Here is a 13,224-nt window from a genome sequence, read left to right on the forward strand (position 1 = left end):
GCTGTGTCGGCCATAGCAATGTCGGCTGATCCGTCGCTATCGCGGGCAAGCCCGCTCCCACATTGTTTGGTGGTGGTTTTAAAATCAGACCAGAATCGAGGTGCCGGTCATCTCGGCAGGTTTCTCCAGGCCCATCAGCATGAGCATGGTCGGTGCCACGTCCGCCAGCACGCCGCCTTCGCGCACCTTGAAGTCGCGTTTGCCGACATAAATGAATGGCACTGGCTCGGTGGTGTGGGCTGTGTGGGCCTGGCCGGTGGATTCGTCGGACATCTGCTCGCAGTTGCCGTGGTCAGCGGTGATCAGCGCTTCGCCGCCGACCTTCTCCAGGGCCTCGACGATCCGGCCTACGCACAGGTCCAGGCATTCCACGGCCTTGATTGCTGCTTGCAGGTTGCCGCTGTGGCCGACCATGTCGCCGTTGGCGTAGTTGACCACGATCACGTCATAACGCTGGTGTTCAATGGCGTCGACAATTTTATCGGTAACTTGCGGCGCGCTCATTTCCGGCTGCAGGTCGTAGGTGGCGACTTTCGGCGACGGGATCAGGATGCGCTCTTCGCCGGGGAACGGTTCTTCGCGGCCACCGGAGAAAAAGAACGTGACGTGGGCGTATTTCTCGGTCTCAGCGATGCGCAGCTGGGTCTTGTCGTTCTTCGCCAGGTAATCACCCAGCACGTTTTCCAGACTGCCCGGGGCGAAGGCCGACGGGGCCGGGATGTTGGCGGCGTATTGGGTGAGCATCACGAATTCGACCTGCGGGCGGCGCGCGCGCTCGAAGTCTTTGAAACCCTCATCGACGAACACATGGCTCAACTCGCGGGCACGGTCGGCGCGGAAGTTCATGAACACCACGGCGTCGCCATCTTCGACCTTCACCGGCTCGCCGATGGTGGTGGCCTTGACGAACTCATCGCTCTCGCCACGGGCGTAGGCGGCTTCCAGGCCTTGCTGGGCGGTGGCAGCGTTGAATTCGGCGTTGCCGTCGACGATCAGGTTGTAGGCCTGGGACACGCGGTCCCAGCGGTTGTCGCGGTCCATGGCGAAGTAGCGGCCGACCAGGCTGGCGATACGGCCCTTGCCGAGGGCGGCGAAGGTCGCGTCCAGCAGTTCGATGGACGATTGCGCGCTTTTGGGCGGGGTATCGCGGCCATCGAGGAAGGCGTGCAGGTAGATCTTCTCGGCACCGCGCTTGAAGGCCAGTTCGGCCATGGCTACCAGATGATCCTGGTGGCTGTGTACGCCACCGTCGGACAGCAGGCCCATGAAGTGCACGGCCTTGCCGGCGGCAACGGCTTTATCCACCGCGGCGCAGATGGTCGGGTTCTCGAAGAACTCGCCATCGCGGATGGCTTTGGTCACACGGGTGAAGTCCTGATATACCACTCGTCCGGCGCCCAGGTTCATATGGCCGACTTCGGAGTTGCCCATCTGGCCGTCCGGCAGGCCGACGTCCATGCCCGATCCGGAGATCAGGCCATTGGGTACGCTGGCGCACAGGCGGTCCAGTACCGGCTTGTTCGCCGCGAATACGGCGTTGTCGTGGGGGTTTTCACTGTGACCGAAGCCATCGAGAATCATCAGGACCAAAGGTTTAGGCGTGGTAGTCATAGATCCTCTCGCGGCGTTATTAAAGGAAGGCGATTGAAAAGGGAGTGGCAGTTTAAAGCGAAGTTCCGATGCCGTCACCGCTTTACGGGGGTTGGCCCCCCATGGCGGCTGTGTATACTTACCGCCATTTTAACGCCCTGGAACCTCCTTGATGGTTGATCACCTGATTGCATTTGCTACCTCTCACTATCTGCTGGTCGGTGCCTTCGTCGTACTGCTGGCGCTGCTGATTGCTCATGAAGTGAGCCGTGGCGGCCGTAGCCTCAGCACCGCCGAGCTGACCGCGCTGGTCAACAAGGACCAGGCCGTTGTCGTCGACATCCGCCCGGCCAAGGACTTTGCCGCCGGTCATATCGTCGGCGCGCTGAATATTCCCCAGGACAAGCTGATCGCCCGCATCGCCGAGCTGGAAAAGCACAAGGCCAAGACCATTATCCTGGTCGACGCCCAAGGCCAGCACTCCGGTGGCCATGCCCGCGAAATGATGAAAAGCGGCTTCACCGCCGCCAAGCTGTCGGGTGGTATCTCCAGCTGGCGCGCCGATAACCTGCCGTTGGTGAAGTGATATGAGCCAGGTTGTCGTTTATTCCAGCGATTATTGCCCCTATTGCATGCGAGCCAAGCAGTTGCTCCAGAGCAAAAAGGTTGCCTTCGAAGAGATCAAGGTCGATGGCAAGCCTGCGGTGCGTGCCGAGATGGCCCAGAAGGCGGGGCGCACCTCTGTGCCGCAAATCTGGATCGGTACCCAGCATATCGGTGGATGCGACGACCTGTTCGCCCTGGAGCGCGCCGGTAAACTCGACGCGCTGCTTCACGTCTGACTCCAAAAACCTAAAAGACCCCAAGATCAAGAAGGATCTGCGAGATGACTGACCAACCGAACATCGAAGCGGCAGCAGAAGAGGCTCAAGGCCCACAATTTTCCCTGCAGCGTATCTACGTGCGTGACCTGTCGTTCGAAGCGCCGAAAAGCCCGGCGATCTTCCGTCAGGAATGGACCCCAAGCGTCGGCCTGGACCTGAACACTCGTCAGAAGCAGCTCGAAGGCGACTTCCACGAAGTGGTACTGACCCTGTCGGTCACCGTGAAGAACGGTGAAGAAGTGGCATTCATCGCTGAAGTCCAGCAGGCCGGTATCTTCCTGATCCAGGGCCTGGACGATGCGTCCATGAGCCACACCCTGGGCGCGTTCTGCCCGAACATCCTGTTCCCGTATGCCCGCGAGACCCTGGACAGCCTGGTCACCCGTGGCTCGTTCCCGGCCCTGATGCTGGCCCCGGTGAACTTCGATGCCCTGTATGCGCAAGAGCTGCAGCGCATGCAACAGGAAGGCGCACCGACGGTTCAGTAAGCTGAACCCGACGCTGCTCTAAATGTGGGAGCGGGCGTGTGTGGGAGCTGGCTTGCCAGCGATAGCATCACCTCTGTGTCACTGACACACCGAGGTGCCTGCATCGCGGGCAAGCCCGGCTCCCACACACGCCCGCTCCCACATTTGGTTTTGGGGGTTATTTGAACCCGAGCTGGCGCCAGCCTTCGTAGACGGCGACGGCCACGGTGTTGGACAGGTTCAGGCTGCGGCAGCCTTCGCGCATCGGCAGGCGCAGGCGCTGGCCGTCGGGCAGGGCGTCGAGTACGTCTGCCGGCAGGCCACGGCTCTCTGGGCCGAACAGGAAGGCGTCCCCTTCGGCAAAGCTGGCATCATGAAACGGCCGCGAGCCCTTGGTGGTGAACGCAAACAGGCGCGGCTGGCCGAGGCTCTCCAGGCAACTGGCGAGGTCGGCGTGGCGCTGCAGGGTGGCGTACTCGTGATAGTCCAGGCCCGCGCGGCGCAGGCGCTTGTCGTCCATCTCGAAGCCCAGCGGCTCGATCAAATGCAGGTGGCAGCCACTGTTGGCGCACAGCCTGATAACGTTGCCGGTATTCGGCGGAATTTCTGGTTGAAAAAGGATGACGTGAAACATGCACGGCTCCGAAGATAAAGATGCAGCGCATTCTACCCCTGAAGACGACCCCAGGCCGAAGCTATTGCCTCGCGTCCTGGGCTCGCTGGCGATTGTCGGCCTGATGGTGGGTTTGATGATCGGTCGCCTGACCACCCCGGACCCGACTGCCTTGCTGCAGGTCGAGCCTGCCGCAGATGGCCTGGTGGTGTGGTTCAACAGCGAGCCGAAGCTGCATGGCGAGCATATCGACGGCACCGTGGCGCTGCTGTTCGACGCCCAGGGCCAGGCCCAGGCGGGGCAATTGAAGGTCAATGACAAGGATGTGAACTGGCGCGTGCGCAAGACCGATGCTGGCTTGCTGCTGAACCTGGTGGCGGCGCGGCCGCTGCGCGGGGAATGGTCGGGCAAGGCGGTCGATGACCGCTGGCGACTGGAGATCCATCTCCTGGAGCAATAAAAGAGGGAGTTCCCGGCCTGCCTGTACCAGGGCTCCCAAAACGGTTTGACGCTCGAATTAAAGAGGGGATTCTCGGCCTGCCTGTACCAAGGTCCCCGAAACTGGGTAGTACCAGGGTTATTGCAGGGGGCGTGCCAGAGTGGCGAGATTGTCTGAGAGTTTTCTTTTATAAAGCGCAAAGCCCCGGATTACGGGGCTTTGGTGTTTTCGGGGCTCAGGATTTATTTAAAAGTAGCCTGGGTTTTGTGCGCGATACCGGTTCATGGTGCGTTGAAGCGGTGCACACCACACAAATGTGCTGGAGGGCTGTACTCAGCCCTCTTCGCCCTCATCATCATCCCCACCATCGACCTTCATCCCCAATTCCTTGATCTTGCGGGTCAAGGTATTGCGGCCCCAGCCCAGCAGCACTGCGGCATCACGACGCCGGCCTGCGGTGTGCTTGAGGGCGGTTTCGATCATGATCCGCTCAAAGGTCGGCACGGCGCTGTCCAGCAGGCTTGACTGGCCGCGGGCCAGGGCCTGGTCGGCCCATTGGCGCAGGGCCTGTTCCCAGTTGGTCACCGGTGCTGAATCCTGGGGCAGGCTCAACAGTTCCGGTGGCAGGTCGCTGATATGCACTTCGCGCCCGGACGCCATCACCGTGATCCAGCGGCAAGTGTTTTCCAGTTGGCGCACGTTGCCCGGCCATGGCAGGTTCTTCAGGTATTCCTCGGTCTCCGTCTTCAGCAGCTTGGGCTCCACCGCCAGCTCCTGGGCGGCGCGGCTGAGGAAGTGACGGGCCAGGGTCGGGATATCTTCGCGGCGGTCCGACATGCGTGGGATATGGATGCGGATCACGTTCAGGCGGTGGAACAAGTCCTCGCGAAACTTGCCGGCGTGCACCAGGGTTTCCAGGTTCTGGTGGGTCGCGGCGATGATGCGCACGTCGACCTTGACCGGCGTATGGCCGCCGACACGATAGAACTCACCGTCGGCCAGTACCCGCAGCAGCCGGGTCTGGGTGTCGGCCGGCATGTCGCCGATTTCATCGAGGAACAGCGTGCCGCCGTCCGCCTGTTCAAAACGCCCGCGACGCAGGTTGGCCGCGCCGGTAAACGCGCCTTTTTCGTGGCCGAACAGCTCGGACTCCATCAAGTCCTTGGGGATTGCTGCCATGTTCAGCGCGATAAACGGCGAGGCCGCCCGCGGGCTGTGACGGTGCAGGGCATGGGCCACCAGCTCTTTACCGGTCCCGGACTCACCGTTGATCAACACGGTGATGTTGGAGTGGCTCAGGCGCCCGATGGCGCGAAACACTTCCTGCATCGCCGGTGCTTCACCGATGATCTCGGGGGTGCGGGTCAGGGTCGGTACCACGGCCTGGCCTTGCTGTTCCTGGGCGTGCTGGTTGGCGCGCTTGACCAGCGCCACCGCCTCATCGACGTCGAATGGCTTGGGCAGGTACTCGAAGGCGCCGCCCTGATAGGACGCGACAGCGCTGTCCAGATCCGAGTGCGCGGTCATGATGATCACCGGCAAGCGCGGGTGCTGCTCGCGAATCCGCGCCAGCAAGTCCAGGCCACTGGCGCCGGGCATGCGGATATCGGAGATGATCACGTCGGGCTGCTGGCGTGCCAGGCGGCTCATCACTCCATCGGCGCTGTCAAAGCTCTGGGTGGTCATGCCTTCCTGTTGCAAGGCTTTCTCCAGGACCCAGCGGATGGAACGGTCGTCATCGACGATCCAGACAGTTTCACTACGGCTCATGTCGATGGGGCTCCTTGTTCCAGTGGCAGAAAGATCGAAAAGGTCGTGTGGCCGGGATGGCTTTCACATTCGATCAGGCCCTGGTGCTGGCTGATGATGTTCTGGGTAATGGCCAGGCCCAGCCCGGTACCGTCCGGGCGGCCGCTGACCATTGGGAAGAAAATGGTTTCCTGCAGTTCGGCCGGGATACCCGGGCCGTTGTCGATGATCTCGACCTTGGTTACCAGGCGATGGCGCACATGGCCGATGGTGAACTGGCGCAAGGCGCGGGTGCGCAGGCTGATGCGCCCCAGGCGCAACTCGTTCTGGCTGCTGATGGCTTGCATGGCGTTGCGCACGATATTGAGCACCGCCTGGATCATCTGCTCGCGGTCGATCAGGACATCGGGAATGCTCGGGTCATAGTCGCGCACCAGGGTGATGCAGCCCTGGCTTTCGGCCTCCACCAACTGGCAGACGCGCTCCAGTACCTCATGGATATTGGTCATCGCCAGCGACGGCAGCTTGTTGGAGCCGAGCATGCGGTCCACCAGGTTACGCAGGCGGTCGGCTTCTTCGATGATGACGTTGGTGTAGTCCTTGAGGTTCTCATCCGGCAGCTCGCGGGCCAGCAACTGTGCGGCGCCGCGAATCCCGCCCAACGGGTTCTTGATCTCATGGGCCAGGCCGCGCACCAGCATCTTGCTGGTTTCCTGCTTGGACAGCTGGGCTTCTTCCTTGGTGATGCGCAGCAGGCGATCCCGGGGATGCACTTCCAGCAGCAGCAAGGTGGCGCCGTGGCTCAGGATCGGCGTTACGGCGTAGTCGACGGTCAGGGTCTGGCCGGTGAGGGCCGTGAGCATCGCTTCACGCTTGGTAAACGGGTGGGCCTGCTCCACGGCCTGGCGCAAGGAACTCAAGGCCTCGGCGGACTCGGTGAACAGCTCGCTGATAAATTGCCCATGGCTGCGCTGACCGCTGATGGCCAGGAGCATCTCCGCCGCGGGGTTCATGTACTCAAGGCGCAGTTCGTCATTGAGCAGAATGGTCGCGGTGGTCAGGTTGTCGAGTAGCAAGCGGTGCAGTGCGTCGCTGATGGTCATTAGGACCTCTTTTGGAGCAAGGCGTGGGCTTGAGGCACACGCTGATACCAGGAAAATGCAAAAACCAAACCAAGGCTCCGAAAAGAAGCGTAAAAGCCCTGAAATGGGGGCTTTAGGCGCGAAACTATGGCGTTCGGCCAGCTCTCTCGGGAGATTTCGACCCAAAATGGGTTGATGGGTGGGCAAGGGTGCAACCTATCGCACCAATATAGTGCGAATTCCCACATTCTGTTCAGCGATCAAATATTTCCTGAAAAACCCCAGTCAAACTGTAGGAGCTGGCTTGCCTGCGATAGCGGTGGTTCAGTCAGTCGTGATGTGACAGATACACCGCTATCGCAGGCAAGCCAGCTCCCACAGTTCTGATGGGGTTTGCAAAGGTGGATAGTCATTGTTTCAGGCAAAAAAAAGACCTCCCGAAGGAGGTCTTTTTTGTCACGCCACGTTAAGCAGCGCTACCGGATCAGCAGCTGTAGTACAGCTCGTATTCCAGTGGGTGTACGAAGGTGCGGACCTTGATTTCTTCTTCGCTTTTCAGGGCGATGTAGGCGTCGATAAAGTCGTCGCTGAACACGCCGCCTTTGGTCAGGAACGCACGGCCCTTGTCCAGCTCTTCCAGGGCTTCTTTCAGGCTGCCGCACACTTGTGGGATCTCTTTGGCCTCTTCAGGCGGCAGGTCGTACAAGTTCTTGTCGGCGGCGTCGCCTGGGTGGATCTTGTTCTGGATGCCGTCCAGGCCAGCCATCAGCAGTGCAGCAAAGCCCAGGTACGGGTTGGCTGCTGGATCCGGGAAGCGTGCTTCGATACGGCGAGCGCGAGGGCTGGACACGTAAGGAATACGGATCGACGCGGAACGGTTGCGAGCCGAGTAGGCCAGCATTACCGGTGCTTCGAAACCTGGGACCAGACGCTTGTAGGAGTTGGTCGACGGGTTGGTGAAGCCGTTCAGGGCCTTACCGTGCTTGATGATACCGCCGATGAAGTACAGGGCAGTGTCGGACAGGCCGGCATAACCTTCGCCAGCGAAGGTGTTCTTGCCATCTTTGGCGATGGACAGGTGAACGTGCATACCCGAACCGTTATCGCCGTACAGTGGCTTAGGCATGAAGGTAGCGGTACGGCCATAGGCAACGGCAGTGTTGTGTACGCAGTACTTCAGGGTCTGGACTTCGTCAGCCTTGGCCACCAGGGTGTTGAACTTCACACCGATTTCGTTCTGGCCGGCAGTGGCCACTTCGTGGTGGTGCACTTCGATGACCAGGCCCATGTCTTCCATGGCGTTGCACATGGAGGTACGGATTTCGTGGTCGTGGTCGAACGGCGGAACCGGGAAGTAACCACCTTTGATACCTGGACGGTGGCCATGGTTGCCGCCTTCCACGTCCTGGTCGGACATCCACGAACCTTGTTCGGAGTAGATCTTGAACATCGAGCCGGAGATGTCGGACTTGAACTTCACTTGGTCGAAGATGAAGAATTCTGGTTCCGGGCCCACGAATACGGTGTCACCGATACCGGTGGACTTCAGGTATTCCTCGGCACGCTTGGCGATCGCACGTGGGTCGCGGTCGTAGCCTTGCATGGTCGAAGGCTCGATCACGTCGCAGACGATGATCAGGGTCGGCTCTTCGGTGAACGGATCGAGTACGGCGGTGGAGTCGTCCGGCATCAGGATCATGTCGGAGGCTTCGATGCCTTTCCAGCCAGCAATGGAGGAGCCGTCGAACATTTTGCCTTCTTCGAAGAAGGCGTCATCCAGCGCATCGCGAGCCGGCATGGTCACGTGGTGCTGAGTGCCTTTGGTGTCCGTGAAGCGCAGATCAATCCATTTAACGTCATGATCTTTGATGAGTTGAACCGACTTCGACATAGTGTCCTCCGGGTGGCTTCGGGCTTGGGTAGTGGAGTAGCCCTTAGAATGTGGGTGATGCCGGCGCGGATAGTCCGCCATGGCAACCTGCCTCACAAGAGAGCAAATTGCATGCCAGTGCCCCGACATGGGTTTTTTGCCTCAAAATCGCCCCTATAAAGGTGCAAATCGAAAAAACGGCAAAAATTGCGCACTGCAATGTAGCGCAACTGCCTGTAAATGCACCTGTTTGGTGCATGGTGTGCCGTTTGTATATTAACTGGTCAAACCTTGAGCGATTTCCGCTATAATCCGCGCCCCCCTTTTTCGGCTGGCCCTGCGCGCGCTGTTTCCATGAAATTAATCGTTAAAGTCTTCCCCGAAATCACCATCAAGAGCCGACCGGTACGGATGCGTTTCATCCGTCAATTGGCCAAGAATATCCGCGCCGTGCTCCGTGACCTGGACCCGGCTGTGGTGGTGAACGGTGTGTGGGACAATCTCGAGCTGGAAACCCGCATTACTGACGCCAAAGCCTTGAAAGACATGACCGAGCGCCTGAGCTGCATGCCGGGCATCGCGCACTTCCTGCAGGTCGACGAGTACCCGCTGGGCGATTTCGACGACATCACTGAAAAATGCAAACTGCACTTCGGCAACAGCCTTGAAGGCAAGATTTTTTCAGTGCGTTGCAAGCGTGCCGGCAAGCACCCGTTCAGCTCCATGGATGTCGAGAAATACGTCGGCAGCAAGCTGCGTCGCGAGTGCGGCGCCGCTGGAATTTCGCTTAAAGAGCCGCAAATCGAAGTGCGCATCGAAATTCGCGACCAACGGTTGTTTGTGATCCACAGCCAGCACAACAGCATCGGCGGCTATCCGCTGGGCGCGCTGGAGCAGACCCTGGTACTGATGTCCGGCGGTTTCGACTCCACCGTGGCGGCCTACCAGATCATGCGCCGCGGCCTGATGAGCCACTTCTGCTTCTTTAACCTGGGCGGGCGTGCACATGAATTGGGCGTGATGGAAGTCGCGCACTATATCTGGAAGAAGTACGGCAGCTCCCAGCGCGTGCTGTTTGTCAGCGTACCGTTCGAGGAAGTCCTGGGAGAAATTCTCGGAAAAGTCGATAACGGTCATATGGGCGTCGTATTGAAGCGTATGATGTTGCGCGCAGCGTCGAAAATCGCCGACCGCCTGCAAATCGAAGCGCTGGTTACCGGCGAGGCGATTTCCCAGGTCTCCAGCCAGACCCTGCCGAACCTGTCCGTGATCGACTGTGTGACCGACAAGCTGGTTTTGCGCCCGCTGATCGCCAGCCACAAGCAAGACATCATCGACCTGGCCAACGAAATCGGCACCGCTGATTTCGCCAAGCACATGCCAGAGTACTGCGGGGTCATCTCGGTGAACCCCAAGACCCATGCCAAGCGCTACCGCGTGGAGCATGAAGAGAAAGAATTCGACATGGCGATTCTGGAGCGAGCGCTCGAGAACGCCAAACTGGTGCCGATTGATCGGGTAATCGATGAATTGGGCCAGGATGTGCAGATCGAAGAAGTCAGCGAAGCCCTGGCCGGCCAGATCGTCATCGACATCCGTCACCCGGATGCCGCTGAAGATGAGCCACTGGAAATCGCTGGCATCGACGTGCAAACGCTGCCGTTCTATGCACTGAACGCGCGTTTCAAGGAACTGGATAACAGCCGTCAGTACCTGCTGTATTGCGACAAAGGCGTGATGAGTCGCCTGCATGCCCACCATTTGCTCAGTGAGGGATATGCCAATGTGCGCGTTTATCGACCGAGCTAAGAGCCCGGGGCTGTTTGCCTGTGGCCTGCGTCACCGGCCCCCCGACTCTGCCGTCAAGCTGTAACGGCAAGGCCTGACTCTACTGTTAATCGCTGCCACGACCTGTCAGCACACCGAATCCTCTGATCGAGATACACAAGTGATCGAAAATCTACGTAACATCGCCATCATTGCCCACGTTGACCATGGTAAAACCACCCTGGTAGACAAACTCCTGCGTCAATCCGGCACCCTGGAGCGCAACGAGCTCAACGACGAGCGCGTGATGGACTCCAACGACCAGGAAAAAGAGCGCGGTATTACCATCCTGGCAAAAAACACCGCTATCAACTGGAACGGCTACCACATCAACATCGTGGACACCCCGGGCCACGCCGACTTCGGCGGCGAAGTAGAACGCGTAATGTCGATGGTTGACTCCGTTCTGCTGCTGGTTGATGCCCAAGACGGCCCTATGCCGCAAACCCGTTTCGTGACCAAGAAGGCTTTCGAAGCCGGCCTGCGTCCGATCGTGTGCATCAACAAGGTTGACCGTCCAGGCGCGCGTCCGGACTGGGTTCTGGACCAGATCTTCGACCTGTTCGACAACCTGGGTGCTACCGAAGAACAACTTGATTTCCAAGTGATCTACGCCTCTGCCCTGAACGGTATTGCCGGTCTGGAACACACCGCCATGGCGGAAGACATGACCCCGCTGTACCAGGCGATCGTTGACCACGTTCCACCTCCGAAGGTTGACCGTGAAGGCCCGTTCCAGATGCAAATCTCGGCACTGGACTACAACAGCTTCCTGGGTGTTATCGGCGTTGGCCGTATCGCTCGTGGTAGCGTCAAGCCGAACACCCCGGTTGTGGCTATCGGCGCCGACGGCAAGAAGCGTAACGGTCGTATCCTGAAGCTGATGGGTCACCACGGTCTGCACCGTATCGACGTTGAAGAAGCTTTCGCCGGCGACATCGTGTGCGTAAGCGGTATGGACTCGCTGTTCATCTCCGACACCCTGTGCCAGCCGGACACTGTCGAGGCGATGAAGCCTCTGACCGTTGACGAGCCAACCGTTTCCATGACCTTCCAGGTAAACGACTCGCCTTTCTGCGGTAAAGAAGGCAAGTTCGTGACTTCCCGTAACATCAAGGAACGTCTGGACAAAGAGCTGCTGTACAACGTTGCACTGCGCGTTGAAGAAGGCGACTCGGCTGACAAGTTCAAGGTTTCCGGCCGTGGTGAGCTGCACCTCTCGGTACTGATCGAAACCATGCGTCGCGAAGGCTTCGAAATGGGCGTTGGTCGTCCTGAAGTGATCATCCGTACCGTTGACGGCGTGAAGCAGGAACCGTTCGAAAACGTCACCATCGACACCCCTGAAGAATCCCAGGGCAAGGTCATGGAAGAGATGGGCCTGCGTAAGGGCGACCTGACCAACATGGTGCCGGATGGCAAAGGCCGTGTGCGTCTGGAATACAACATCCCTGCTCGTGGTCTGATCGGTTTCCGTAACCAGTTCCTGACCCTGACCAACGGTGCTGGCATCCTGACCTCGATCTTCGATCGCTACGACACCATGAAGTCCGGCGACATGTCCGGCCGTCAGAACGGTGTTCTGGTATCGGTAGAAACCGGCAAGGCGCTGACCTACTCCCTGGAAACCCTCCAGGCGCGTGGCAAGCTGTTCGTTGAACACGGTCAAGAGATCTACAACGGCCAGATCGTTGGTCTGAACAGCCGTGACAACGACATGGGCGTCAACCCAACCAAAGGCAAGAAGCTCGACAACATGCGTGCTTCGGGTAAAGACGAAACCATCGCCCTGGTTCCACCTGTTCGCTTCACCCTGGAACAGGCTCTGGAATTCATCCAGGACGACGAGCTGTGCGAAGTAACGCCGAAGTCCATCCGTCTTCGTAAGAAGATCCTGGACGAAGGCGAGCGTACCCGCGCTGCCAAAAAGGCCAAGAACTGATACTTAGTTCCAGCTGAAAAAAAACGCCCCCGGTCGAAAGGCCGGGGGCGTTTTTTTATGCCTGCAGATTGTGTGGTGTCTGGCCTGTGATCGTTCCCACGCTCCGCGTGGGAATGCAGCCTTGGACGCTCTGCGTTTGCCCTTGGCAGCGGGGCGCAGAGCGCCCCAGGAGGCATTCCCACGCGGAGCGTGGGAACGATCATCGGTTAGAACTTGTCGAGCGTACGCAACTTGGTCTCGCGCACCACTTCCTTGGGCTTGTACGCGCAATACCCCGGCCGTGGCCCGATTTTCGGGTGATTGCGGCAGGTATCCGGGCGTTTGTCATAAATAGTGCAGAAGCGCGTCTTACGATCCAGGTACAGGCAATCGTTGTTGCTCATGCGCTGCAGAGTAAAGATCTCGGACTTGGAGTTGAACCGCTCGACGATGCCTTCCTTCTGCAAGCGCTTGGCGATGTTCTTCGGCGGGTCGCCACGCTCGAACTCGTCAACGATACCAATGCGGATCAAATCCTTGATCTTCACCTCAACCGGCAGGGTGCAGCAGTTGGATGTGCAGCCGCCGCACATGTGGCTGGAGTATTTCTGCCACGTTTCGAGACGGTCGAGTTCCGCGGCGGCGATCAGTTGAGGCTTCATCAGGTTTCCAAGAGGGGCTTTGTCCGGGCGCGCGATGATACCGGGATTGGTGATTTTTTGAACAATATTTTGCGGGTTTCGGCTCAAAGGCCGGTCCGACGCACAAACGGGCACGGCCCC

Annotated in this window: 12 protein-coding genes; 6 read left to right on the top strand and 6 right to left on the bottom strand. The window is 59.3% G+C overall.

Translation table 11 applies throughout. The annotated features are described in order from the left end of the window. Positions 1–84 precede the first annotated feature (84 nt). Positions 85–1,611, bottom strand: coding sequence for a 2,3-bisphosphoglycerate-independent phosphoglycerate mutase (gene gpmI / locus K1X80_RS02635; RefSeq protein ID WP_169989250.1), 1,527 nt, complete (start codon positions 1,609–1,611; stop codon positions 85–87). 151 nt (positions 1,612–1,762) lie between these two features. Between gpmI and K1X80_RS02640 the strand changes: the two genes are divergently transcribed. The 3 genes from K1X80_RS02640 to secB are packed head-to-tail and all read left to right on the top strand — an operon-like array spanning position 1,763 to position 2,962. Further along, a complete protein-coding gene (locus K1X80_RS02640) occupies positions 1,763–2,176 on the top strand; it encodes a rhodanese-like domain-containing protein (protein ID WP_029295907.1) in 414 nt (137 codons plus the stop codon). 1 nt (position 2,177) lies between these two features. Next, complete coding sequence (grxC, locus tag K1X80_RS02645) at positions 2,178–2,432, top strand: glutaredoxin 3 (RefSeq protein WP_115127178.1); 255 nt, start codon at positions 2,178–2,180, stop codon at positions 2,430–2,432. Between the two features lie 44 nt (positions 2,433–2,476). Continuing rightward, positions 2,477–2,962, top strand: coding sequence for a protein-export chaperone SecB (gene secB / locus K1X80_RS02650; protein WP_057437139.1), 486 nt, complete (start codon positions 2,477–2,479; stop codon positions 2,960–2,962). 157 nt (positions 2,963–3,119) lie between these two features. On the opposite strand, the gene K1X80_RS02655 is transcribed toward secB, so the two are convergent. Then, on the bottom strand, positions 3,120–3,575 hold the full coding sequence (locus K1X80_RS02655) for a tRNA (cytidine(34)-2'-O)-methyltransferase (RefSeq protein ID WP_057437141.1): 456 nt from the start codon (positions 3,573–3,575) through the stop codon (positions 3,120–3,122). Between K1X80_RS02655 and K1X80_RS02660 the strand changes: the two genes are divergently transcribed. Beyond that, positions 3,574–4,014, top strand: coding sequence for a hypothetical protein (locus tag K1X80_RS02660; RefSeq protein ID WP_057958040.1), 441 nt, complete (start codon positions 3,574–3,576; stop codon positions 4,012–4,014). The two genes, K1X80_RS02655 and K1X80_RS02660, sit on opposite strands and share 2 nt — an antisense overlap. A 312-nt stretch (positions 4,015–4,326) precedes the next feature. Here K1X80_RS02660 and ntrC read toward each other — a convergent pair whose 3' ends face one another. From ntrC to glnA, 3 genes are all read right to left on the bottom strand, one after another. Continuing rightward, the gene (gene ntrC / locus K1X80_RS02665; protein ID WP_057958041.1) at positions 4,327–5,763 is read right to left on the bottom strand and encodes a nitrogen regulation protein NR(I); all 1,437 of its coding nucleotides are present in this window, start codon (positions 5,761–5,763) and stop codon (positions 4,327–4,329) included. Beyond that, the gene (gene glnL, locus K1X80_RS02670; RefSeq protein WP_057437145.1) at positions 5,760–6,845 is read right to left on the bottom strand and encodes a nitrogen regulation protein NR(II); all 1,086 of its coding nucleotides are present in this window, start codon (positions 6,843–6,845) and stop codon (positions 5,760–5,762) included. Before glnL ends, ntrC begins: the two co-directional genes overlap by 4 nt. Before the next feature lie 463 nt (positions 6,846–7,308). Further along, positions 7,309–8,715 carry a glutamate--ammonia ligase gene (gene glnA / locus K1X80_RS02675; RefSeq protein WP_057958042.1) on the bottom strand — a complete coding sequence of 469 codons (1,407 nt, stop codon included), beginning with the start codon at positions 8,713–8,715 and terminating at the stop codon, positions 7,309–7,311. A 333-nt stretch (positions 8,716–9,048) separates the two neighbouring features. Here glnA and thiI point away from each other — a divergent pair, with 333 nt between their 5' ends. Next, positions 9,049–10,503: a tRNA uracil 4-sulfurtransferase ThiI gene (thiI, locus tag K1X80_RS02680; protein WP_057437149.1), complete on the top strand. Its 1,455-nt coding sequence runs from the start codon at positions 9,049–9,051 to the stop codon at positions 10,501–10,503. 139 nt (positions 10,504–10,642) lie between these two features. Continuing rightward, complete coding sequence (typA, locus tag K1X80_RS02685; protein WP_053140412.1) at positions 10,643–12,463, top strand: translational GTPase TypA; 1,821 nt, start codon at positions 10,643–10,645, stop codon at positions 12,461–12,463. Positions 12,464–12,669: 206 nt separating this feature from the next. On the opposite strand, the gene K1X80_RS02690 is transcribed toward typA, so the two are convergent. Then, positions 12,670–13,104: a YkgJ family cysteine cluster protein gene (locus K1X80_RS02690; RefSeq protein WP_032862271.1), complete on the bottom strand. Its 435-nt coding sequence runs from the start codon at positions 13,102–13,104 to the stop codon at positions 12,670–12,672. Between the last annotated feature and the right edge of the window lie 120 nt (positions 13,105–13,224).

The organism is Pseudomonas sp. So3.2b (genome assembly GCF_019464415.1).
In the GTDB taxonomy this organism is placed as follows: domain Bacteria; phylum Pseudomonadota; class Gammaproteobacteria; order Pseudomonadales; family Pseudomonadaceae; genus Aquipseudomonas; species Aquipseudomonas shahriarae.

Coding starts and splice junctions, on each gene's coding strand:
- gpmI (WP_169989250.1), bottom strand. CDS start 1,611: ATGACTACCACGCCTAAACCTTTGGTCCTGATGATTCTCGATGGCTTC.
- K1X80_RS02640 (WP_029295907.1), top strand. CDS start 1,763: ATGGTTGATCACCTGATTGCATTTGCTACCTCTCACTATCTGCTGGTC.
- grxC (WP_115127178.1), top strand. CDS start 2,178: ATGAGCCAGGTTGTCGTTTATTCCAGCGATTATTGCCCCTATTGCATG.
- secB (WP_057437139.1), top strand. CDS start 2,477: ATGACTGACCAACCGAACATCGAAGCGGCAGCAGAAGAGGCTCAAGGC.
- K1X80_RS02660 (WP_057958040.1), top strand. CDS start 3,574: ATGCACGGCTCCGAAGATAAAGATGCAGCGCATTCTACCCCTGAAGAC.
- K1X80_RS02655 (WP_057437141.1), bottom strand. CDS start 3,575: ATGTTTCACGTCATCCTTTTTCAACCAGAAATTCCGCCGAATACCGGC.
- ntrC (WP_057958041.1), bottom strand. CDS start 5,763: ATGAGCCGTAGTGAAACTGTCTGGATCGTCGATGACGACCGTTCCATC.
- glnL (WP_057437145.1), bottom strand. CDS start 6,845: ATGACCATCAGCGACGCACTGCACCGCTTGCTACTCGACAACCTGACC.
- glnA (WP_057958042.1), bottom strand. CDS start 8,715: ATGTCGAAGTCGGTTCAACTCATCAAAGATCATGACGTTAAATGGATT.
- thiI (WP_057437149.1), top strand. CDS start 9,049: ATGAAATTAATCGTTAAAGTCTTCCCCGAAATCACCATCAAGAGCCGA.
- K1X80_RS02690 (WP_032862271.1), bottom strand. CDS start 13,104: ATGAAGCCTCAACTGATCGCCGCCGCGGAACTCGACCGTCTCGAAACG.